The sequence below is a fragment of the Rhizobium sp. CCGE 510 genome (genome assembly GCF_000292525.1).
GTDB lineage: Bacteria > Pseudomonadota > Alphaproteobacteria > Rhizobiales > Rhizobiaceae > Rhizobium.
Map to the genome: position 1 here is coordinate 449114 of NZ_AEYF01000044.1, position 19229 is coordinate 468342.

The 19229-nt window shown below is 62.2% G+C and carries 21 protein-coding genes; 9 read left to right on the forward strand and 12 right to left on the reverse strand.

Annotation, left to right across the window (positions count from 1 at the left end):
* Positions 1 to 76 precede the first annotated feature (76 nt).
* The 3 genes from RCCGE510_RS22245 to RCCGE510_RS22255 all read right to left on the reverse strand — a co-directional run bounded on the left by RCCGE510_RS22245 (position 77) and on the right by RCCGE510_RS22255 (position 2128).
* Positions 77 to 631: a fasciclin domain-containing protein gene (locus RCCGE510_RS22245; RefSeq protein WP_007633707.1), complete on the reverse strand. Its 555-nt coding sequence runs from the start codon at positions 629 to 631 to the stop codon at positions 77 to 79.
* 241 nt (positions 632 to 872) lie between these two features.
* The gene (locus RCCGE510_RS22250) at positions 873 to 1592 is read right to left on the reverse strand and encodes an anti-sigma factor (protein WP_007633709.1); all 720 of its coding nucleotides are present in this window, start codon (positions 1590 to 1592) and stop codon (positions 873 to 875) included.
* Entirely contained in the window at positions 1589 to 2128 is a 540-nt protein-coding gene (locus RCCGE510_RS22255; RefSeq protein ID WP_007633710.1) for a sigma-70 family RNA polymerase sigma factor, read from the reverse strand. Before RCCGE510_RS22255 ends, RCCGE510_RS22250 begins: the two co-directional genes overlap by 4 nt.
* Before the next feature lie 143 nt (positions 2129 to 2271).
* Here RCCGE510_RS22255 and argB point away from each other — a divergent pair, with 143 nt between their 5' ends.
* A complete protein-coding gene (argB, locus tag RCCGE510_RS22260; RefSeq protein ID WP_007633711.1) occupies positions 2272 to 3159 on the forward strand; it encodes an acetylglutamate kinase in 888 nt (295 codons plus the stop codon).
* Between the two features lie 53 nt (positions 3160 to 3212).
* Here argB and RCCGE510_RS22265 read toward each other — a convergent pair whose 3' ends face one another.
* A complete protein-coding gene (locus RCCGE510_RS22265; protein WP_007633712.1) occupies positions 3213 to 3983 on the reverse strand; it encodes an isocitrate lyase/phosphoenolpyruvate mutase family protein in 771 nt (256 codons plus the stop codon).
* On the reverse strand, positions 3980 to 5053 hold the full coding sequence (locus RCCGE510_RS22270) for a trifunctional transcriptional activator/DNA repair protein Ada/methylated-DNA--[protein]-cysteine S-methyltransferase (RefSeq protein ID WP_007633713.1): 1074 nt from the start codon (positions 5051 to 5053) through the stop codon (positions 3980 to 3982). The genes RCCGE510_RS22265 and RCCGE510_RS22270 overlap by 4 nt, the downstream gene beginning before the upstream one ends.
* Before the next feature lie 103 nt (positions 5054 to 5156).
* Between RCCGE510_RS22270 and RCCGE510_RS22275 the strand changes: the two genes are divergently transcribed.
* Both RCCGE510_RS22275 and RCCGE510_RS22280 read left to right on the forward strand, forming a co-directional pair.
* Positions 5157 to 5870 (forward strand): pyrimidine 5'-nucleotidase, encoded by a 714-nt coding sequence (locus RCCGE510_RS22275; protein ID WP_007633714.1) that lies wholly within the window; start codon positions 5157 to 5159, stop codon positions 5868 to 5870.
* Positions 5871 to 5990: 120 nt separating this feature from the next.
* The gene (locus tag RCCGE510_RS22280; protein ID WP_007633716.1) at positions 5991 to 6617 is read left to right on the forward strand and encodes an EF-hand domain-containing protein; all 627 of its coding nucleotides are present in this window, start codon (positions 5991 to 5993) and stop codon (positions 6615 to 6617) included.
* A 92-nt stretch (positions 6618 to 6709) separates the two neighbouring features.
* Here RCCGE510_RS22280 and RCCGE510_RS22285 read toward each other — a convergent pair whose 3' ends face one another.
* Positions 6710 to 7576 carry an LOG family protein gene (locus RCCGE510_RS22285; protein ID WP_007633718.1) on the reverse strand — a complete coding sequence of 289 codons (867 nt, stop codon included), beginning with the start codon at positions 7574 to 7576 and terminating at the stop codon, positions 6710 to 6712.
* A 193-nt stretch (positions 7577 to 7769) separates the two neighbouring features.
* Here RCCGE510_RS22285 and dapD point away from each other — a divergent pair, with 193 nt between their 5' ends.
* The 3 genes from dapD to RCCGE510_RS22300 all read left to right on the forward strand — a co-directional run bounded on the left by dapD (position 7770) and on the right by RCCGE510_RS22300 (position 10507).
* Positions 7770 to 8630 carry a 2,3,4,5-tetrahydropyridine-2,6-dicarboxylate N-succinyltransferase gene (dapD, locus tag RCCGE510_RS22290; protein WP_007633719.1) on the forward strand — a complete coding sequence of 287 codons (861 nt, stop codon included), beginning with the start codon at positions 7770 to 7772 and terminating at the stop codon, positions 8628 to 8630.
* Positions 8631 to 8730: 100 nt separating this feature from the next.
* Positions 8731 to 9924, forward strand: coding sequence for a succinyl-diaminopimelate desuccinylase (gene dapE, locus RCCGE510_RS22295; protein WP_007633720.1), 1194 nt, complete (start codon positions 8731 to 8733; stop codon positions 9922 to 9924).
* Complete coding sequence (locus RCCGE510_RS22300) at positions 9911 to 10507, forward strand: hypothetical protein (RefSeq protein WP_007633721.1); 597 nt, start codon at positions 9911 to 9913, stop codon at positions 10505 to 10507. The genes dapE and RCCGE510_RS22300 overlap by 14 nt, the downstream gene beginning before the upstream one ends.
* Before the next feature lie 6 nt (positions 10508 to 10513).
* On the opposite strand, the gene truA is transcribed toward RCCGE510_RS22300, so the two are convergent.
* The 5 genes from truA to def form a co-directional block, all read right to left on the reverse strand.
* Complete coding sequence (gene truA, locus RCCGE510_RS22305) at positions 10514 to 11326, reverse strand: tRNA pseudouridine(38-40) synthase TruA (protein ID WP_007633722.1); 813 nt, start codon at positions 11324 to 11326, stop codon at positions 10514 to 10516.
* On the reverse strand, positions 11326 to 12261 hold the full coding sequence (fmt, locus tag RCCGE510_RS22310) for a methionyl-tRNA formyltransferase (protein WP_007633723.1): 936 nt from the start codon (positions 12259 to 12261) through the stop codon (positions 11326 to 11328). The genes truA and fmt overlap by 1 nt, the downstream gene beginning before the upstream one ends.
* A gap of 20 nt (positions 12262 to 12281) precedes the next feature.
* Positions 12282 to 12704 carry a type II toxin-antitoxin system VapC family toxin gene (locus RCCGE510_RS22315; RefSeq protein WP_007633726.1) on the reverse strand — a complete coding sequence of 141 codons (423 nt, stop codon included), beginning with the start codon at positions 12702 to 12704 and terminating at the stop codon, positions 12282 to 12284.
* Complete coding sequence (locus RCCGE510_RS22320; RefSeq protein ID WP_007633728.1) at positions 12701 to 12985, reverse strand: hypothetical protein; 285 nt, start codon at positions 12983 to 12985, stop codon at positions 12701 to 12703. The genes RCCGE510_RS22315 and RCCGE510_RS22320 overlap by 4 nt, the downstream gene beginning before the upstream one ends.
* 62 nt (positions 12986 to 13047) lie before the next feature.
* Positions 13048 to 13563, reverse strand: a complete 516-nt coding sequence (gene def, locus RCCGE510_RS22325; protein WP_007633730.1) for a peptide deformylase — start codon at positions 13561 to 13563, stop codon at positions 13048 to 13050.
* 232 nt (positions 13564 to 13795) lie between these two features.
* Here def and RCCGE510_RS22330 point away from each other — a divergent pair, with 232 nt between their 5' ends.
* From RCCGE510_RS22330 to RCCGE510_RS22340, 3 genes are all read left to right on the forward strand, one after another.
* Positions 13796 to 15019, forward strand: a complete 1224-nt coding sequence (locus RCCGE510_RS22330) for a DNA recombination protein RmuC (RefSeq protein ID WP_007633732.1) — start codon at positions 13796 to 13798, stop codon at positions 15017 to 15019.
* An 81-nt stretch (positions 15020 to 15100) separates the two neighbouring features.
* Positions 15101 to 16000, forward strand: a complete 900-nt coding sequence (locus RCCGE510_RS22335) for a ribokinase (RefSeq protein WP_007633734.1) — start codon at positions 15101 to 15103, stop codon at positions 15998 to 16000.
* Between the two features lie 298 nt (positions 16001 to 16298).
* Complete coding sequence (locus RCCGE510_RS22340) at positions 16299 to 18638, forward strand: methyl-accepting chemotaxis protein (protein ID WP_007633736.1); 2340 nt, start codon at positions 16299 to 16301, stop codon at positions 18636 to 18638.
* A 72-nt stretch (positions 18639 to 18710) separates the two neighbouring features.
* On the opposite strand, the gene ptsN is transcribed toward RCCGE510_RS22340, so the two are convergent.
* Positions 18711 to 19175, reverse strand: a complete 465-nt coding sequence (gene ptsN / locus RCCGE510_RS22345; RefSeq protein WP_007633738.1) for a PTS IIA-like nitrogen regulatory protein PtsN — start codon at positions 19173 to 19175, stop codon at positions 18711 to 18713.
* Positions 19176 to 19229 lie beyond the last annotated feature (54 nt).

Sequence of the window (19229 nt, forward strand, 5' to 3'; positions counted from 1 at the left end):
AGCCGCCTATCGCCTGCCTCATTTGTGTTTGGGGCGCCCCGGAGAGCGCCCCATGCCTCTGCCGAAATACGCGGGCTTACATCTTCGGCAGCAGCACCTTGTCGACAACGTGGATGACGCCGTTCGACTGTTTGACGTCGGCGATCGTTACATGCGAGACACCGCCGTTTTCGTCGGTCAGCGTGATCTTGCCCATGCTTTCCTTGGCTTTCAGCACGCAGCCGCCGACGGTCTTGATATCGTGCTCGCCGCCGTCATCCTTGATCATCTTGGCAACGGTCTTGGCCATCGCATCGGCGGCAACGACATGGCAGGTCAGAACCTTGGTGAGCGTCGCCTTGTTTTCCGGCTTCAGCAGCGTCTCGACGGTGCCCTTCGGCAGGGCGGCGAAAGCTTCGTTGGTCGGCGCAAAGACGGTGAAGGGGCCCTTGCCCTCGAGCGTGCTGACCAGGCCCGCCGCCTTGACGGCTGCGACCAGCGTCGTGTGATCCTTGGAATTCACGGCGTTTTCGATGATGTTCTTGGTGGCGAACATCGCCGCGCCGCCGACTTCCGGGTTCTTGGCGGCGGCAAAGGCGACAGCGGATAGGGCAATGGCGAGCGCAAAACCGCGCAATACGGACTTAATCATGATTTTCTCCTCTACAGCGCCGCGCGTCTTTCAGACGCGCAAAGGACGCTGTAACCCTTTGAGTTTCTGCATAATTTCTCCTTAAATCGATGCCGATTTAAAGAATTATGCAGGCCGGCACACCATCCGCTGGCTTTATGCCTGAGCGTTGTCCGGACATTTCGAACTACGGAGGTTTGCGCCAAAGAGTTTCAGGCGGGAGAAAATGATTTTATGGGGGCGATTTACGCCCGGCGCCCGATTATGGCCGGCGCAAGGCGCCGCTTGCGATCACCGGACCGGTCGCCTGGCCGGTCGGCGAGCCGCCGAAGGGTTCAAGGCTGACGGCCAGCGTTGCACCATCGGCGAGATGGCTGCGCAGATCGGCTGATATGACGAGTTCGCCGCTCTCGCCCGGCTGGAAGACGCCGAGCGATTTGGGCAGGCCGCTGCCCGGCACCAGCCAGAGTTCCAGCGACTTCTCCTCCGGCTTGCCGGCGGCGACCGGCACAATCTTCAGCCGGCCGCTCTGCAGCTCGTAGGAGGCAAGAAGGTTGATGGCGCTGTTTTGGCCGGAAAGCGAGGCCACCAGCGGTGTCGGCCCCTGCGGCTCAGGCACCACGCCGGAGGCGAAGATGACGGCGCTGACGGCGACGATGATGCAGGCGAAGGCGAATGAACGCCAGAAAACCGCCGAATTCCAGAGGCCTTGCGAAAAGGATGCAGGTTTCGCCGCATCGCCGAAAAGCCGCGCCTCGATCTGCTTGAAGGTTTCCCGGTTTGGAGAGGCGGTTTCATACTCGTCGTTGAAGGCGGAAAGGTTGGTCTCCCAGCGGCTGACGATCGCCGCAAAGGGCCGATCGTGGCGCATGCGCTCTTCCACCACCCGCCGGTCCTGCAGCGACAGAACGCCAAGCACATATTCGCCGGCGAGAACCTCGTCGCGGGAGCGGTCTCCCTTGCTTTTGTCGGGCGATGTCATCGTTCCATGCACTCTCTCAGTTTCAACAGGCTGCGCCTGAGCCAGGTCCGCATCGTGTTCAGCGGGACACCAAACTGATCGGCCAGTTCCTGATAGCTCAGCCCTTCGACATAAGCCCGTTTCACCGCGACCGCACGATCAGCTTCCAACTCTTCCATGCAGGTGTCAATCCGCCTTCCTTCATCCTTCGTCACCGTCTGCATTTCCGGGTCGGGTGCGGCATCGGCAAGATCGTAGGCACTGTCGAGTTCATCGGCGATAGGCTTGCGTGCCCTCAGCGCATCGATCGACCGGTTGCGGGCAATCGCCGAAAGCCACGCCGAGGACGAACCTGTGGCTGCCTGGAAACTTCCGGCCCTTTGCCAGATGCTGATATAGACTTCCTGCAGGGCTTCTTCGGCTTCCGGGCGATCCTTCAAGATACGCAGGCAGATGGCAAAAAGTTTCGGTCCGGTCTGATTGTAAAGGGCAATAAAAGCCCTGCGGTCGCCGAGCGCGACACGGCCGATCAGGTCTGCAATCTCATCGCCTTGCATGCCGTTCCTCATATCATGCTTAGGTGCGCCGGACGCTAAAGACCACCGGCTCCGCGCCAGATACGAAAAACTATTGCCCTCTGGATTATTCCCTCTGTCAGAAACTTGCGATAAAAGGCCGCGAACAATTCCGCGGGGTCCCCATGAACGAGTCCGAAAGCGAACTGCAGGCACGGCTTCTGGCCAAGGCACTGCCCTTCATGCAGCGTTACGAGAACAAGACGATTGTCGTCAAATATGGCGGCCACGCCATGGGCAATCCCGAGCTCGGCAAGGCCTTTGCCAGCGACATCGCGCTCTTGAAGCAATCGGGCGTCAACCCGATCGTCGTTCACGGCGGCGGCCCGCAGATCGGCGCCATGCTGAGCAAGATGGGCATCGAATCGAAATTCGAGGGCGGGCTTCGCGTCACCGACCAGAAGACGGTCGAGATCGTCGAGATGGTGCTCGCCGGCTCGATCAACAAGGAAATCGTCGCGCTCATCAACCAGACCGGCGAATGGGCGATCGGCCTTTGCGGCAAGGACGGCAACATGGTGTTCGCCGAAAAGGCGCGCAAGACCGTGAAGGATCCGGATTCCAACATCGAGCGCGTGCTCGATCTCGGCTTCGTCGGCGAGGTGGTCGAGGTCGATCGCACGCTGCTCGATCTGCTCGCGCGCTCCGAGATGATCCCGGTGATCGCCCCGGTCGCGCCCGGCCGTGACGGCGCCACCTACAATATCAATGCCGATACCTTTGCCGGCGCCATTGCCGGGGCGCTGAACGCCACCCGCCTGCTGTTCCTGACCGATGTGGCCGGCGTGCTCGACAAGAACGGTCAGCTCATCAAGGAGCTTTCCGTCGCCGAAGCACATGCGCTGATTGCCGATGGCACGATCTCGGGCGGCATGATCCCGAAGGTCGAGACCTGCATCGATGCGATCAAGGCCGGCGTCCAGGGCGTCGTCATCCTGAACGGCAAGACCGCCCATTCCGTCCTGCTCGAGATCTTCACCGAGCACGGGATCGGAACGCTGATCGTTCCCTGATCGAGGCGGCGCCCTTCACCAGTGAAGGGCGCATCTTCCAAGAAGAACCGAAATCAGAGCGGGCTATAGATTGCCGACGCGGCTTCCTTCAGCTTTTCCATCATCGCCCGGTATGGCCCAGGGCCGTAGCTGATGCGCGAGACACCGAGCTTTGCCAGCGCTGCCGGGTCAGGCGCGCCTGGCTTCATCATGATATTGACCGGCAAGCTGGAGGCGGCGCAGATTTTCTCGATCAGCGCCGGTTCGATGAGGCCGGGCACGAAGAAGCCGCTGGCGCCTGCCGCCGCGTAGGCCTTGCCACGCTCGATCGCCTCCCCCACCAGACCCGCATGCCTGGAACCGTCGCCTTCCTGAAGGAACAGGTCGGTGCGGGCGTTGATGAAGAAATCGATGCTCCTTGCCTCGGCCATCTCGCGGATGGCGCGGATGCGGGCTGCCTGTGCCTCCTGCGGATGAAGGCCGCCGTCGGCAATGTTTTGATCCTCGAAATTGATGCCGACGGCGCCAGCCTCGATCACTTTCGCCACATTGGCCGCGGCACCTGAAGGATCGGTCGAATAGGCGCCTTCGAAATCGACCGACAGCGGCAGTTCGTTGACGGCGGTGATCGAGCGCGCCGTCTCGAGCAGCACCGCCATCGGCAGTTTCTGGCCGTCGCCATAGCCTTGAGCGGCGGCGACCGACCAGCTTCCGGTCGCCAGCGCCTTGGCGCCGGCTTCCGTCACCGCCTTGGCCGTTCCGGCATCCCAGATGTTGTAAAGAATGACAGGATTGCCCTTGCGATGCAGCGCACCGAATGCCTTGGCCTTCTCAGTCTGGTTCATGCTGTCTCCTCCATCGTTGCTTGCATGCTGATCTTCTCTTCATGCCGCAGCAGCCATTGTTTGCGCCAGAGCCCGCCGCCATAGCCGGTCAACGATCCATCGGCCCCGAGCACGCGATGGCAGGGCACGATGATGGCAAGCTGGTTGGCGCCGTTGGCGCGGCCGACGGCACGCACGACTTCCGGCCTTTCCATCTGCCTTGCGAGATCGCCATAGGCGCGGGTCTGACCGACAGGGATATCGATGAGCTTTGCCCATACATGTTTTTCGAAGGGCGTGCCACTGAGCGCCAACGGCGTCGTGAAGACGGTGCGCCGCCCATCGAAATATTCGCGGATCTCCGCCTCGATCCGGTCGATCGCCGGTGTGTGGCCGATCGCGACCGAGGAGCGGACACGTTTCTGCAACGCCTCGAGCTCGCTCGAGAGCGCCTTGCGGTCGTGAAATTCGAGCAGATGCAGATACGTCTGATCGGCAACCGCGATCATCGGCCCGAGCGGCGTGTCGAACCAGTCGGCAAAGAGCAGTTGTCGATTCTGCGAAAACGCCGGCGCTTGGCCGACAAGCCGCTGGAAAGCCGTGCGAAAGCCGCTCGGAGACTCGTATCCGGCGTCGATCTGCGCATCGATGACGCGGGCGCCATCGGCAAGTTGCCGGGCGGCTTGCCCGAGCCTGATATAGCGGACGATGTCATGGAAGGTCATGCCGAGCGCCCGCTTGAAGGCGCGCCGCACCGTCGAGGGATCGTGGCCGCGGCGCATGAGTTCCTCCTCGGTCCAGCGAACCTGCGGCTCGCCGTCGAGCGCGGAAAGCAGTTGGTCGACGATCGGCTCGCTGCCCGGCTGCTCCAGCGGCCGGCAGCGCCGGCAGGGGCGAAAACCGGAATGCATGCAGGCCGCGATCGTCTCGAAGAACAGCGTATTCTCCCGCTTCGGCTTGCGCGCCGGGCAGGTCAGACGGCAGAAGATGCCTGTCGTCTTGACGCAGACATAGGCCTGGCCCTCATAATCGGCGCTGCGCGCGATCAGGGCATCATAGAGTGTATCATCGTTTGGGCGTTCGAAAAGCATGTCCGTTTTCTAGCATTCCGGGCCTGCCGCGTCCGCCGAAAATCGGGCGTCTATTTTATTCTTGTCGATTTCCTTGCGGCCGCACCCGTGCCATAAGTCCGCCATGACCAAGATCGACCGCACACCTGATAAAGCCGACTTCGCGCACGTCACAGACTGGGTCTTCGACCTCGACAACACGCTCTATCCGCATCACGTCAATCTCTTCGCGCAGATCGACAAGAACATGACCGCTTATGTCGCGGCGCTCCTGCAGATGGAGCGGGAAGAGGCGCGCAAGCTGCAGAAGCAATATTACCTCGAGCATGGCACGACGCTGCAGGGCCTGATGATCCATCACGGCATCGACCCGAACGACTTCCTCGAAAAGGCGCATGCGATCGACTACACGGCGCTGACGCCGCAGCCGGAACTCGGCGCGGCGATCAAGGCGCTGCCGGGGCGCAAGTTCATCTTCACCAACGGCAGCGTCAAGCATGCGGAAATGACGGCCGAAGCGCTCGGCATTCTCGAGCATTTCGACGACATCTTCGATATCGTCGCTGCCGACTATGTGCCGAAGCCGGCCCAGGCGACCTACGACAAATTCATGGCGTTGAAGCGCGTCGAAACCAGCAAGGCGGCGATGTTCGAGGATCTGCCGCGCAATCTGACCGTGCCGAAGGCGCTCGGCATGCAGACCGTGCTGCTGGTGCCGCGCAATCTCGAAGAGACGGTCGTCGAATGGTGGGAGAAGACCAGCGGCGAAGAGGATCATATCGATTTCGTCACCGACGATCTCGCCGCGTTTCTCGGCAGGATTACCGCTACGGGCTGATTTCGCCCGGGCTGACGGCATTACCAAAGTTTCATTCAGCTTACCGATGTTTAACTGGGTCTTTCCGGCCCGTTGCCATAGCTTTCTTCGTGAGGGGACACCTCACGAAAGGCAAATACGATGTACCGCAACAAGCTGATACTGGCAGCGCTTTCCTCAACCCTGATCTTCGGCGCAGCCGCCGGGGCAGGCCATGCCGCTCCCGGTGACGGGCCGCGTCAGCACGCCGGCATGCACGGTCCAGGGCCTGCCGCCTTCCGCGAAATCACCTACGTCAGAATGCTCAAGCAATTCGACGCGAACAAGGACGGGCAGGTTACCAAGGAAGAGGCAACCGCCGGCCTCGACAAGGTTTTCGCTGCGATCGACACCAACAAGGACGGCTCGCTAACCCCTGGCGAGATCCACGAATACCAGAAGACGCAGATGCAGGCGATGAAGGATCAGCGCAAGCAGGATGCCGGCGAAACCAAGAAGGCGGATACCGCAGCCGCGACACCTGAGGATAACGACCAGGCACGGCCGCCCCGCGGCGGGCACGACGGCCATGACGGACATCACTGGATGCGCCATGGCGGCAACTTCATGCGCGCCTCGATGATGATGCACCGGGTCGACACCGACCAGAACGGTCAGATTTCCAAACAGGAAGCCGTCGCCGCCTTCGACAAGCTGTTTGCGCGGATGGACCGCAATAAGGACGGCGTCATCTCGATCGACGACATGCCGGACCGGCCGCTTCTGTAAACCAGGACGAAGCATTGCTTCCCGCTCTTTCCCGCCCGATGGGGAAGGAGCGGGAATTCCAACCGCATTGCTGCGGGCGCTGCGCCCGGCCCTTACTCGCGATGTTCGTAGAAATCCTGGACGATCTTCCATGCGGCTTCAGCCGTGTCGACGAAGCTGATCAGCTTGACGTCGTCGGGCGCGATCGTGCCGAATTCGGCCAATGCGTCGAAATTGATGATGCTCCTCCAGAATGTCTCCCCGAAGAGGATCAGCGGCAGACGCTCCATGCGGCCGGTCTGGATCAGCGTCAGGCATTCGAAGAATTCATCGAGGGTGCCAAAACCGCCGGGAAACACCGCGATCGCCTTGGCGCGCACCATGAAATGCATCTTGCGGATGGCAAAATAGTGGAAGTTGAAGCTGAGTTCCGGCGTCACATAGGCGTTCGGGGCCTGCTCGTGCGGCAGCACGATGTTGAGGCCGATCGACGGGGCGCCCTCGTCGGCCGCGCCGCGGTTGCCCGCTTCCATGACACCGGGGCCGCCGCCGGTGACGATGACATATTCGTGGAAATCGAAGCTTGCCGAATATTTCGAGCAGAGCCGGGCAAATTTGCGCGCCTCGTCATAGTAGACCGAGGCCGCTTCCAGATTGACGCGCTGGACATCGTTGCGGGCGGCCCAGGCGCTCTGCCCGGGGGCGGGAATGCGGGCGCCGCCGAACATAACGACGGTCGACTTGATGCCACGTTCGGTCAGCATCATTTCCGGCTTCATCAGTTCCAGCTGCAGGCGGATCGGCCGCAGCTCCTCGCGGCAAAGGAAATCCTCGTCGACATAGGCAAGCCGGTAGGCAGGCGACATCGTCTGCGGCGTCTTCGGCACGGCCTCGGCGCGCTGCCTGTCGGTCGAACTGCTCTTCAGCGGGTCCCATACGCCATCCTTGCGCCGCGAACCGCCGTTCCGTCCCTTCGCCATCTCGAAATGCCTTTCAGTATTGCCGGCTACAAAGCCGGATATGTCGCTATAACGCCTTGAATCCAGATAGGATCTTGTCGGAAAAATCATTCCGTTCTACGGCTGCATGCTGTAGAGCAGGGAAAACCCCCGCCAACCGCCTTCCGGAGACTTCGCCGTCTCCACGATAAAGATCGAAGTTTAAGGAATTCTCATGAGCGCCACCGACCTCGCATCCCTCGAAAAGACCATCGAAGCCGCCTTCGACAATCGCGACAATGTGAACACGTCGACGAAGGGCGAGGTCCGTGATGCGGTCGAAGCCGCGCTCGATCTGCTCGACGCCGGCACGGTCCGCGTTGCCACGCGCGGCGCCGACGGCGCCTGGACGGTCAATCAATGGCTGAAGAAGGCCGTGCTCTTGTCCTTCCGCCTCAACGACATGGATGTGGTCAAGGGCGGTTCGGGCAATTCCACCTGGTGGGACAAGGTTCCCTCGAAATTCGAAAACTGGGGTGAGAACCATTTCCGCGCCGCAGGCTTCCGTGCCGTGCCGAACTGCGTCGTGCGCCGCTCGGCCTATATCGCCCCGAACGCCATCCTGATGCCCTCCTTCGTCAATCTCGGCGCCTATGTCGGCGAAGGCACGATGGTCGATACCTGGGCGACGGTCGGCTCCTGCGCCCAGATCGGCAAGCATGTGCATCTGTCCGGCGGCGTCGGCATCGGCGGCGTGCTGGAGCCGATGCAGGCGGGCCCGACGATCATCGAGGACAATTGCTTCATCGGCGCGCGTTCGGAAGTGGTCGAGGGCTGCATCGTCCGCGAGGGCTCGGTGCTCGGCATGGGCGTCTTCATTGGCAAGTCGACCAAGATCGTCGACCGCGCCACCGGTGAGGTGACCTTCGGCGAAGTGCCGCCCTATTCCGTCGTCGTCGCCGGTTCGATGCCGTCGGGCAATGCGACCATGGGCAACGGGAAGCCGGCGCCGCATCTCTACTGCGCCGTCATCGTCAAGCGCGTCGATGAACAGACCCGTTCCAAGACCGGCATCAACGAGCTGCTCAGAGATTGATGACACCAGGACATTGATCCGGTAAACAGACGGCGTCTTTTACGCGAGGCGTCGCCGCCTTGCCATGTCTTTGCCATTCCCGCCGGATAGTTCGACCGCCATGACCGCTACCGATCCCGTCGCCAATCTCCAGACGCTGATTCGCTGCCCCTCCGTGACACCAGCCGAAGGCGGCGCGCTGTCGGCGCTCGACGCCATGCTTGCGCCGCTCGGCTTCACTGTCGACAAGGTGAAGGCGAGCGAAGAGGGCACAGCCGATATCGAAAACCTCTATGCCCGCCTCGGCAAGGACGGCCCGCATCTGATGTTTGCCGGCCATACCGATGTCGTGCCGGTCGGCGACGAGGCCGCCTGGACGCATCCACCCTTTGCCGCCGAGATTGAGAAGGGCGAGCTGTTCGGCCGCGGCGCCGTCGACATGAAGGGCGGCATCGCCTGTTTCGTCGCCGCCGTCGCCCGCCATATCGAGAAAAACGGATCGCCCGCCGGCTCGATCTCCTTCCTGATTACCGGCGATGAAGAAGGCCCGGCGATCAACGGCACGGTCAAGCTCCTGCAATGGGCCACCGAGCGCGGCGAGCGCTGGGATGCCTGCCTGGTCGGCGAGCCCACCAACCCGGACAGGCTGGGCGACATGGTCAAGATCGGCCGGCGCGGCTCGCTATCTGGCCGGATCACAGTGCACGGCGTCCAGGGCCATGCCGCCTATCCGCATCTTGCCGACAATCCGGTGCGCGGCATGCTGCAGCTGACCCAAGCGCTGATGGACCCACCCTTCGACGGCGGCACCGACGACTTCCAGCCCTCGAACCTCGAAGTGACCACGGTCGATGTCGGCAATCCGGCAACCAACGTCATTCCGGCGAAGGCATCGGCAAGCTTCAACATCCGCTTCAACGACAGCTGGACAGCCGAGACGCTGCGCGCCGAAATTCTGCGCCGTCTGCAAGTTGCCGCCGGAGACGGCCGACTCCGGCCGGGCCGGGCGCCGGTAAAATACGATATCGTCTGGGCCGACCGGCCAAGCCACGTGTTCCTGACGCGTAACAATGGCTTGATCGCCTCGCTGTCATCGGCCGTCGAGAGCGTCACCGGCCAGTCGCCGGCACTTTCGACCACCGGCGGCACGTCGGATGCGCGCTTCATCAAGGATTATTGCCCGGTCGTCGAGTTCGGCCTCGTCGGCCAGACGATGCACATGGTCGATGAGCGCGTCACTGTCGCCGATCTGGAGATGCTGACGGCAATCTACGAGACCTTCATCGCGCACTGGTTCGCCAATGCCGGGGCTTAGGGAAGTCCAGTACTATCTGGCCGGCCTCTGGCTGCTGATCCGGCTGGATCCGCGCGGGTTCCGCTACCTCGACATGTCCGAGCGCGGCGTCAACCGCTCGTTCTGGGCGATGGCCTGGTGCCTGCCGCCGATGGGCATTTCCTGGCTCTGGTGGCGACAGGCCTTTCTGCTGTCGATGCCGCCGGAAGCCGATGTCGGCTTTGCCTTCTATATCAGGCTCGGCCTCGTCGAGGTTGCTAACTGGTTCGTGCCGCTGGTCTTTGCCGGGCTGCTGCTGCTGGCCTTCCGCATGGGTGAGCGTTTCGCCCCCGTCGTCGTCAGCGTCAACTGGCTGGGCGTGCCGCTCTCCTATATCAACGGGCTGATGCTGGCGCTGGTGTTCTTCCTTCCCGGCTCCGTCGGCTTCGTCTCGCTGCTGCTGCTTGCCTTCATGCTGGCGCAGGTCTTCGCGCTGGCGCGCATTATCCGGATGATCTGCCATGGTCACGCGCTGATGGTCGGGGCGCTGACGCTGGTGCTGCTGGTGCCGTCGATGATCCTTTCGGAATATCTGCAGCACTTCCTCGGCATCTATCCCGTCTGATCAACTTTACGACAGATCATCACTCTCATCGGTATCGGCATCGGGGACCGGCCTGCGGCGATCCGGGATCACGTTTGGATAATCCACCTGCATGAAATAGAGCCCGTCAGGCGGCGCCACCGGGCCGCAGGCCTTACGGTCGCGCGCTTCGAGGGCTGCCTCGACATCTTCAGGCGTCCATTTGCCTTCGCCGGCGAGCTTCAGCGTGCCGGCAAAAGAACGGATCTGGTTGTGAAGGAAGCTCTGCGCTGTGGCGCGGATCTCGATCAGCTCGCCGTTGCGGGTCACATCCAGCCGGTCGAGCGTGCGCACCGGGCTGTTTGCCTGGCAATGGGCGGCGCGGAAGGTGGAGAAATCGTGCCGTCCGACCAGCTTCTGGGCGGCGGCGTGCATGACCTCGTGATCGAGCACCTTCGGCACCCACCAGGCCCTGCCGGCTTCAAGCGCCAGCGGCGCCCGGCGGCTGAGGATGCGGTAGAGGTAATGGCGCCGCAGCGCCGAGAAGCGGGCGTCGAAGAAGTCGGGGGCCTCCAGCACATGGAGAATGGAGACAGGCTCGCCGGCGAGCCTGAGATGTGCGTTCAACGCGTTCTGCAGCTTGTAGGGCGACCAGTCCTTGGAAAGATCGGCATGGACCACCTGCCCCATGGCGTGGACGCCGGAATCGGTACGGCCGGCGCCGCGGACCAAAACCGTCTCGCCGGTCAGCGACCGTACCGCCGCTTCGATCGCGCCCTGCACCGAGTGACCGTTCTCCTGTCGCTGCCAACCGACATAGGGGCCGCCGTCATATTCGACGGTCATGCGAAAACGCGGCATCAGGAAAGCCTCGTGCCTGCGCCAAGCGGCGTGCCTCTGAGGAAATCGGCTGCCGCCAGCGGCTTGCCGCCGGCCTTCTGCAGCCGTGTCAGCCGCACCGCGCCCGACGCGCAGGCGACCAGAAGATCGTCGGTCAGCAATTGCCCGGCTATCCCCTGCCCTTCGGCCAGCTCGGAGCCCAGCACTTTCACCCGCTCCGGCTTGCCGCCGATCGCAAGCTCGAACCAGGCCCCCGGAAATGGCGCCAGGCCGCGGATGTGATTGTGCACATCGCTGGCATCCCTGGCGAAATCGATGCGTGTCTCGGCCTTGTCGATCTTGGCGGCATAGAGCACGCCTACTTCCGGCTGCGGCGTCAGCGGCAGGTCGTTCATCTCCAGCTTGACCATCGCTTCCGCCATTGCCTTGGCGCCGACCTGCATCAGCCGGTCATGCAACTCGCCTGCAGTCATGTTGCGGCCGATCTCGACTTTTCGGGTCAGGGCGACGGCGCCGGTATCGAGACCCTTGTCCATCTTCATCACCATCATGCCGGTCTGCTCATCACCGGCCATGATCGCCCGTTGGATGGGCGCGGCCCCTCGCCAGCGCGGCAGCAGCGAGGCATGGCCGTTATAGCAGCCATCGCGGGTTCCGTTCAAAACTGCCTCCGGCAGCAGCAACCCGTATGCGACCACGACGGCGACATCGGCATCGAATGCGGCAAATCTCTCGCGCTCGTCGGCATCCTTGAAATTGACCGGCGTGAAGACCGGAAGACCGAGCAGTTCGGCTGCCTGATGCACCGGCGATTTCTGCAGATCGAGCCCGCGCCGCCCGCCCGGCCGCGGCGGCTGCGTATAGACGGCGGCGATCCTGTGGCCGGCATCGACGAGCAGGCGCAGGGTCGGGACCGAGAACTCCGGTGTTCCCATGAAAATGATGCGAAGAGACATTTTATCTCGCCAATTGAGGATCAACCGTCTTCAAACGGGTTTACGAGCTTGAGATCAAGCCCCTCGAAATCTCTGGTGTTGCGGGTGGCGAGCGTCGCGCCGTTGGCAAGGCAAATGGCGGCAATCATTGCATCCTGGACCGAAATCGGCCGCCCTAAGCTTTCGCGTTTTGCCCGCAAGCGACCGGTTGCCATGGCCGTTTCCAGATCCCAGCCGGCGATACGGTCACGAAATTCGCCTTTCACTAAATTCTCGATAGCGCGAAAGAAGCGGTCCGATCCTGTCTTCAAAAGAACTCTTTCGGCCCCGTAAATCTGCTCCATTAAGCCAACGGTGCAAAGCCAGATTCTCGAGCCGTCCTGCCGCAATATCCAGGCCTTCACATTTTCGTTTGGCGATGGCCGAGCGAACTCGGAAACGACATTCGTATCGAGAACAATCATTCGAAATCCTCGAACGGCCGGCCGAAATCCTTTTTCCGAGCGGCCTCGATTTCTTCCATGATCGCAGCAAATTCATCGCCTACGGCGTCTTCTCTTTCGAAAGCGTCGCGTATTGCTGCAAACGCCGAGACAGCCTCAGGCTTTGCGTCGGTTTTTCTTTGAAGCGCTTCCCGCAAAAGCTCCTTGGCCTCGTCGGAAAGACTGTTTCCGCTCCGCTGCGCTGCTTCAGCAATGTCTCGCTTCATTGCGTCGGAAATATTTCTGATCAGAAAATCACCCATTCGGCGCCTCCATGATATCGGTGATATCATAGTGCCTTTCCGGTGAATTTTCAACGCAATGCTCAGAGCGCCTTCGACTTCGCCGCCTTGGTGAACTTCTTGATCACCATCTCCCGCTTCAGCCGCGAGATATAATCGATGAACAGCACGCCGTTCAGATGGTCGATCTCATGCTGCAGGCAGGTGGCGAGCAGGCCGTCGGCTTCCACCGTCTGCTCCTTGCCGTTGCGATCGAGATATTTGACCGAGACGATCGCCGGGCGCTCGACCTCGGCATAATAATCCGGGATCGACAGGCAGCCTTCCTCATAGACCGAGCGCTCGTCGGAGGATGTGACGATCTCCGGGTTGATGAACACCTGCGGCTGCCTTTCCTCGCCCTCGCGCGCAATGTCGATGACCAGCATGCGGCGCGGTACGCCGATCTGAACTGCCGCAAGGCCGATGCCCGGCGCGTCGTACATGGTTTCCAGCATGTCGTCGGCAAGGCGCTGCAAGTCGGCGTCGACCCGCTCGATCGGCTTGGAGCTCTGGCGGAGAACGGGATCGGGAAGAATGATGAGTGGCTTGATGGTCATGGCGTTCCCATAACCCATCTTTTCCGACTATGGAATTATCCGGCAGGCGGGGAAGACGCTTTTTTGCATCCCCGCCTGGAATTTCGCCATATTTGCCTCAGGCAACCGACAGGCAGCGGTGCCCGAACGACCGCACACAGCAGCAGGTGCCACGGCGTGCGAGGATATTGGCGTCGCCAATTTTGTTCATGCTTTGATCTATTTATTGCCGTCTCTTCTGGTAAGTTGCGGCATGACCGTCAATTCCGATTCGTTCACTGTGTCACTTACCTCGATCAGCCCCGCCATGCTGGCGCTTGCCGGCGGGGTCCTCTTGGCGTTTGTCCTGTTGGTGATCGTGCTGTTGCTGCGGGGCGCGAGCCTTCGCCGCGAGCAGGCGGAGGAGGCGAGCTTTCGCGCAGATGAAAGCGAAGCGCGCATGGCCGAGCTTCTCAGGATCCAGGCGGAGATGCAGGGCCGCATCGCGGCGATGACCGAGGTCTTCGGCGCGCGGCAGAGTGAACTCAACCAGACGATCAGCCAACGCCTCGACGGCATGTCGCAGCGCGTCAACTCGACGATCACCGAGCAGACCAAATCGACACATGAGAACCTGCAGCGGCTGCAGGAGCGGCTGGCAGTGATCGATGCCGCGCAGAACAATATCCAGACGCTCGCCAAGGATGTCGTCGGGCTGCAGGCCATTCTGTCCAACAAGCAGACACGCGGCGCCTTCGGCCAGTCGCGAATGGAAACCATCGTCGCCGACGGCCTGCCGATGGGTGCCTATGCCTTCCAGCAGACACTCTCGAACGGCTCACGGCCGGATTGCACGATCCGCATGCCGAATGGCGCGCCGCCGCTGGTGATCGACGCAAAATTTCCGCTCGAGGCCTGGAACGCAATCCGCGACGCCGGCAGCCCCGAGGCCGGCAAGATCGCCGGCCAGCAGTTCCGCCGCGACATGGAGGTCCATATCAGGGATATTTCCGAGAAATATCTGATTCAGGGCGAAACCCAGGATACGGCCTTTCTCTTCGTGCCGTCGGAATCGATCTTCGCCGAGATCCACGAAAACTTCGAGCCGGTGGTGCAGAAGGCGCATCGCGCGCGCATCGTCATCGTCTCGCCGTCGCTGTTGATGCTGTCGATCCAGGTCGTCCAGGCCGTGCTCAAGGACCAGCGCATGCAGGCGCAGGCACATCTGATCCAGGGCGAGGTGGCGATCCTGATGGACGATCTCGGTCGCCTCGACGAGCGGGTGCGCAAGCTGCAGGGTCATTTCGCCCTGGCGCAGAAGGATATCGACATGGTGGTCACCTCGGCCGACAAACTCACCAGGCGCGGCGCCAAGATCGAAGCGCTGGAATTCGAGGCAGGCGGCGAGGCCAAGCCTGCCCGCGACAGCGAACCCGCCGCCAAATCGGTGGAAAGCCGCACCGGCCTTCTCAAGCTCAGGGTGGTTGACGAGGAGTGACGGCTTCGGGCAGTGTCTCGCCCGCATGAAACAGCAGGAGCATGACGTCGCCCGCATGCCCCAAAAGACGGGACACCCCTGATGATCACAGTTTTTGGGTCCATCAACATGGACCTCATCGCCACGACCGAGCGCCTGCCGAAGCCCGGCGAAACGGTGGCCGGTAACGGTTTTGCCACAGCCGCAGGCGGCAAGGGCGCCAACCAGGCGCTGGCAGCGCGGCGCGCCGGCCGCTATGTGCATATGGCCGGTGCCGTCGGCAAGGATAGTTTTGCCGCCGATGCCCTTGCCCTGCTCGATGATGCGGGAACCGATCTTTCTCTTGTCAAACACGTCGACGGGCCCACAGGCACGGCGCTGATCCTTGTCGGCGGCGACGGCGAAAACATGATCGCCGTCGTTCCCGGCGCCAATGGCCTGGTCACACCTGTCGATGCCGAGACGGCGATCGGCGGCATGAAGGAAGGCGATATCCTGATGCTGCAGCTCGAAGTGCCGGCTGCTTCAGTCGAACGCGCCCTGTCGGCCGCCCGCGCCAAGGGCGTCACCAGCATCCTCAACCTTGCTCCTTTGATCCCCGATGCGCCGCGTCTCGGCCGGCTTGCCGATATCGTCATTGCCAACGAGACCGAGTTCGAACGGCTCGCCGGCCAAGACGGCATGGACGCTCAGGCGCGCGAGGCAGCCCTTACCCGCCTGCATGCCGAAACCGGCCAGACGCTGATCGTGACGCTTGGCGGCGACGGCGTCGTCGCCATCCGCGACGGGGCGATTTCAAGAGCGCAAGGTCTGAGGATCGAACCCGTCGATACGGTCGGCGCCGGCGACACCTTCTGCGGCTATTTCGCTGCGAGCCTCGACGAGGGCCTCGATTTTACCTCGGCGCTGCGGGGTGCGGCCGTTGCCGGCTCGCTCGCTTGCCTCAAATCAGGGGCGCAGCCATCGATCCCTTCGGGTGCGGACGTCGCAGCCAAGATATAGAGGCGTCTCTTTGCGAAACCGCCGGCGGAACTCCCTGTAATTCAGGCTGTTCCGGCGGTTTTCCCGGCCTCAATCGTTCGAGTTTCATTCAAATTTAAGAGATCTCCGGCGATGTTGCTGGTGGTCGACGGCTGCTCCTGGTTTGAGGTCCGCCGCCCACCACATATTCAAAGTGCTACGGCGTCGTTGCGCGTCTGAAACGACACGTGGCGCTGTAAGCGGCGGCTCCATGACGGGGCGATGCCTTTGCTCCTGTGCCGGAGAATGCCCGTTCGGCGCATCCTTTCCCGAGGATCCCATGCTCATTTTTCGAATGAAATCGCTTGCCGCGAAACTCATCGTCATCACCGGCATTGCCATCGCGCTTGTCCTCATCGTTTCGAACTTTTTCCTCATCGGCCAGACCCGGGATCGCGTTCAGACGCTGACGATGGATCAGGCCAACCTCGAGGCAAAGTCGATCGCCAATGAAATCGCCGCCAATGTCGGCGAGCTCGCCAGCGCGGCGCGCACCATGTCGGGCGTCGTCGGCCGCGGCCACGAAGGCAAATCGCTCGATCGCAAGGGCATGATCAACGTGCTGAAGGCCAACCTCGAACAGAACGCTTTCGCCTTCGGCAGCTGGTTCTGCGAGCAGCTCGGGGCGCTGGACGGCAAGTCGGCCGAGATCGCCAACAACAATGACGAAGGCACGAACAAAAACGGCGCCTTCACGCCCTACTGGTCGAAGACCAAGGACGGCGGCATCCAATATTCGACCTTCGACAATGACTACACCGCCGCATGGTGGAAGCTTGCGGCCGAGAGCGGCAAGGGGGCGATTACCACGCCTTACATGGCCGAGGGAACCGATGTTCCGACGCTCCTGACCTCGATTGCCTATCCGGTCATGTCTGATGGCAAGATGATCGGCGTCGCCGGCGTCGACATATCGCTGAAGTCGCTGACCGACAAGCTGCAGGCGCTGCATCCCTTCGGCTCCGGCCGCGTCACGCTGCTGTCGCAGGCCGGCAACTGGATCGTCGCGCCGATCCCCGACCTGATGACCAAGGAATATGACGGCGAAGGCGCCGACGTCGTCAAAACGGCGCTGTCAGCCAAGCAGCCCGGCCTCGTCAGAAACCTCACCTATGACGGCCTCGATCCCTTCGACCGGGTCGTCTATCCATTCGCGGTTCCGGGCGTCAACGCCACCTGGGTCGTACTCGTCGACGTGCCGCACACGGCGATCAACGCGCCGGTGCGGGACCAGACCTATATGATGATCGTCAACGGCCTGATCGTGCTCGGTGCCGTCATGCTCGCGCTCTATTTCGCTGTCCGCTCGTTCGTGCAGCGGCCGCTCGGCGGGCTCGTCGCCAGCGTCAAGGCGCTCAGCGACGGCAAATACGCAGAACCGGTCGCCGCCCAGGATCGCAGCGACGAAATCGGCTCGGTCGCCAAGGCGCTCGAAGGTTTCCGTTTCACGCTCGCCGACAGCCGGCGCCTTGAAGACGAGGCCGCAGACCAACGGCTGGCCGCAGAGACCGAGCGCAGCCGCTCCGAATCGGAACGCCAGGAATCGGTGTCGCTGCAGCGCCATATCGTCTCGATCGTCGGCGCTGGCCTTTCGGCGCTGTCGCAGGGCAATCTCAGTCACCGCATCACCGACGAATTCCCCGGTGAATACGGCAAGCTGAAACAGGACTTCAATGCCGCCCTTGCCAGTCTCGAAGAGACCATCCACACGATGAACCTTAGCGTCGCCAATATCGGCCTTGGCACCGGCGAGATCAGCAACAGCGCCTCCGACCTCGCCAAGCGTACCGAACAGCAGGCGGCAAGCCTCGAAGAGACGGCCGCCGCACTCAACGAGCTCACCGCGCAGGTCGATTCCAGCGCCGGGAATGCGCGCACGGCCGCCGACAACGTCAACCTTGCCTGCCAGGATGCCGAGAAGTCCGGCGAAGTCGTGCAGAAGGCGATCGCCTCGATGCACGGGATCGAGCAGTCTTCGACAGAGGTTTCGCGGATCATCGGCGTCATCGACGAGATTGCCTTCCAGACCAATCTGCTGGCGCTGAACGCCGGTGTCGAGGCGGCGCGGGCCGGGGAAGCCGGCAAGGGTTTTGCCGTCGTCGCCCAGGAGGTGCGTGAACTGGCGCAGCGCTCGGCCAATGCCGCCAAGGAAATCAAGACGCTGATCAATACCTCGGCGCTCCAGGTCAAGGAAGGCGTCGATCTCGTCGGGCGCGCCGGCGGCACGCTGCACAAGATCGCCGAACAGGTGATGGGCATCAACGACCTGATCCGGCAGATCTCGGCATCGGCCAGCGAACAGGCTGTCGGCCTGAAGGAGATCAACCAGGCCATGAACCAGATGGACCAGGTGACGCAGCAGAACGCGGCGATGGTGGAAGAAGCGACAGCAGCCAGCGTTGCCCTCAACGACGAGGCACAGACGCTGAAGGCGCTCGCCACACGCTTCAGGATCTCTGGTTCCGGCAACGCCGCGGCACTGACCTCGATGGCGCAGCGGATGCGTGCGCCGGCGGCCGCAGCCCCCGTGCATCGCGCTGCCACCCCGGCGGTCCGCCGCCCAGCTGCGCCATCACGCGGTTCGGCTGCCGTGGCGCAGGAGAGCTGGGAAGAGTTCTGACCGTTCAGTCCCTCATCACGTAATAGGCGCCAGGAAGACCCGGCGCTTTTGCATTTCAGGGATAAATGTCGCTTAGGCGGCGTTCGACGTCTGCTCTTCGTTGAGGAAGGCGTAGATCGCCGAAGCGGAATCGGTGGCGCGCAGCTTGGCGACCAGATCGTGATCGCGCAGCACGCGAGCAATCCGCGACAGGGCTTTGAGGTGATCAGCACCCGCGCCCTCCGGCGCCAGCAGCAGGAAGACGAGATCGACAGGCTGGTCGTCCAGGGCTTCGAAATCGACAGGCTGCTCCAGCCGGGCGAAGATGCCGACGATCGAATGAATGTTGATCAACTTGCCGTGAGGAATGGCGATGCCGTTGCCGACGCCGGTCGAGCCAAGGCGTTCGCGCTGCAGGATGACGTCGAAAATCTCCCGTTCGGAGAGCCCGGTGATCCTGGCAGCTCGTGCGGCCAATTCCTGAAGCAGCTGTTTCTTGGAATTTACTCTGAGGGCGGGAATGATTGCATCCTGATGGAGCAAATCTGCCAATGCCATTTCTTTTTCCTTCTGTCGCCTTGATCAAATGCAAGGAGCGGCGGCAACACCGCC

What these genes read in the sequence shown, in the direction of transcription:
- RCCGE510_RS22320 (WP_007633728.1), bottom strand. Translation starts at nt 12,985, where the DNA reads ATGGGTGATTTTCTGATCAGAAATATTTCCGACGCAATGAAGCGAGAC.
- RCCGE510_RS22340 (WP_007633736.1), top strand. Translation starts at nt 16,299, where the DNA reads ATGCTCATTTTTCGAATGAAATCGCTTGCCGCGAAACTCATCGTCATC.
- def (WP_007633730.1), bottom strand. Translation starts at nt 13,563, where the DNA reads ATGACCATCAAGCCACTCATCATTCTTCCCGATCCCGTTCTCCGCCAG.
- RCCGE510_RS22245 (WP_007633707.1), bottom strand. Translation starts at nt 631, where the DNA reads ATGATTAAGTCCGTATTGCGCGGTTTTGCGCTCGCCATTGCCCTATCC.
- dapD (WP_007633719.1), top strand. Translation starts at nt 7,770, where the DNA reads ATGAGCGCCACCGACCTCGCATCCCTCGAAAAGACCATCGAAGCCGCC.
- fmt (WP_007633723.1), bottom strand. Translation starts at nt 12,261, where the DNA reads ATGTCTCTTCGCATCATTTTCATGGGAACACCGGAGTTCTCGGTCCCG.
- RCCGE510_RS22275 (WP_007633714.1), top strand. Translation starts at nt 5,157, where the DNA reads ATGACCAAGATCGACCGCACACCTGATAAAGCCGACTTCGCGCACGTC.
- RCCGE510_RS22300 (WP_007633721.1), top strand. Translation starts at nt 9,911, where the DNA reads ATGCCGGGGCTTAGGGAAGTCCAGTACTATCTGGCCGGCCTCTGGCTG.
- RCCGE510_RS22335 (WP_007633734.1), top strand. Translation starts at nt 15,101, where the DNA reads ATGATCACAGTTTTTGGGTCCATCAACATGGACCTCATCGCCACGACC.
- RCCGE510_RS22270 (WP_007633713.1), bottom strand. Translation starts at nt 5,053, where the DNA reads ATGCTTTTCGAACGCCCAAACGATGATACACTCTATGATGCCCTGATC.
- RCCGE510_RS22315 (WP_007633726.1), bottom strand. Translation starts at nt 12,704, where the DNA reads ATGATTGTTCTCGATACGAATGTCGTTTCCGAGTTCGCTCGGCCATCG.
- RCCGE510_RS22250 (WP_007633709.1), bottom strand. Translation starts at nt 1,592, where the DNA reads ATGACATCGCCCGACAAAAGCAAGGGAGACCGCTCCCGCGACGAGGTT.
- RCCGE510_RS22280 (WP_007633716.1), top strand. Translation starts at nt 5,991, where the DNA reads ATGTACCGCAACAAGCTGATACTGGCAGCGCTTTCCTCAACCCTGATC.
- RCCGE510_RS22330 (WP_007633732.1), top strand. Translation starts at nt 13,796, where the DNA reads ATGACCGTCAATTCCGATTCGTTCACTGTGTCACTTACCTCGATCAGC.
- RCCGE510_RS22255 (WP_007633710.1), bottom strand. Translation starts at nt 2,128, where the DNA reads ATGCAAGGCGATGAGATTGCAGACCTGATCGGCCGTGTCGCGCTCGGC.
- RCCGE510_RS22285 (WP_007633718.1), bottom strand. Translation starts at nt 7,576, where the DNA reads ATGGCGAAGGGACGGAACGGCGGTTCGCGGCGCAAGGATGGCGTATGG.
- RCCGE510_RS22265 (WP_007633712.1), bottom strand. Translation starts at nt 3,983, where the DNA reads ATGAACCAGACTGAGAAGGCCAAGGCATTCGGTGCGCTGCATCGCAAG.
- truA (WP_007633722.1), bottom strand. Translation starts at nt 11,326, where the DNA reads ATGCCGCGTTTTCGCATGACCGTCGAATATGACGGCGGCCCCTATGTC.
- argB (WP_007633711.1), top strand. Translation starts at nt 2,272, where the DNA reads ATGAACGAGTCCGAAAGCGAACTGCAGGCACGGCTTCTGGCCAAGGCA.
- ptsN (WP_007633738.1), bottom strand. Translation starts at nt 19,175, where the DNA reads ATGGCATTGGCAGATTTGCTCCATCAGGATGCAATCATTCCCGCCCTC.
- dapE (WP_007633720.1), top strand. Translation starts at nt 8,731, where the DNA reads ATGACCGCTACCGATCCCGTCGCCAATCTCCAGACGCTGATTCGCTGC.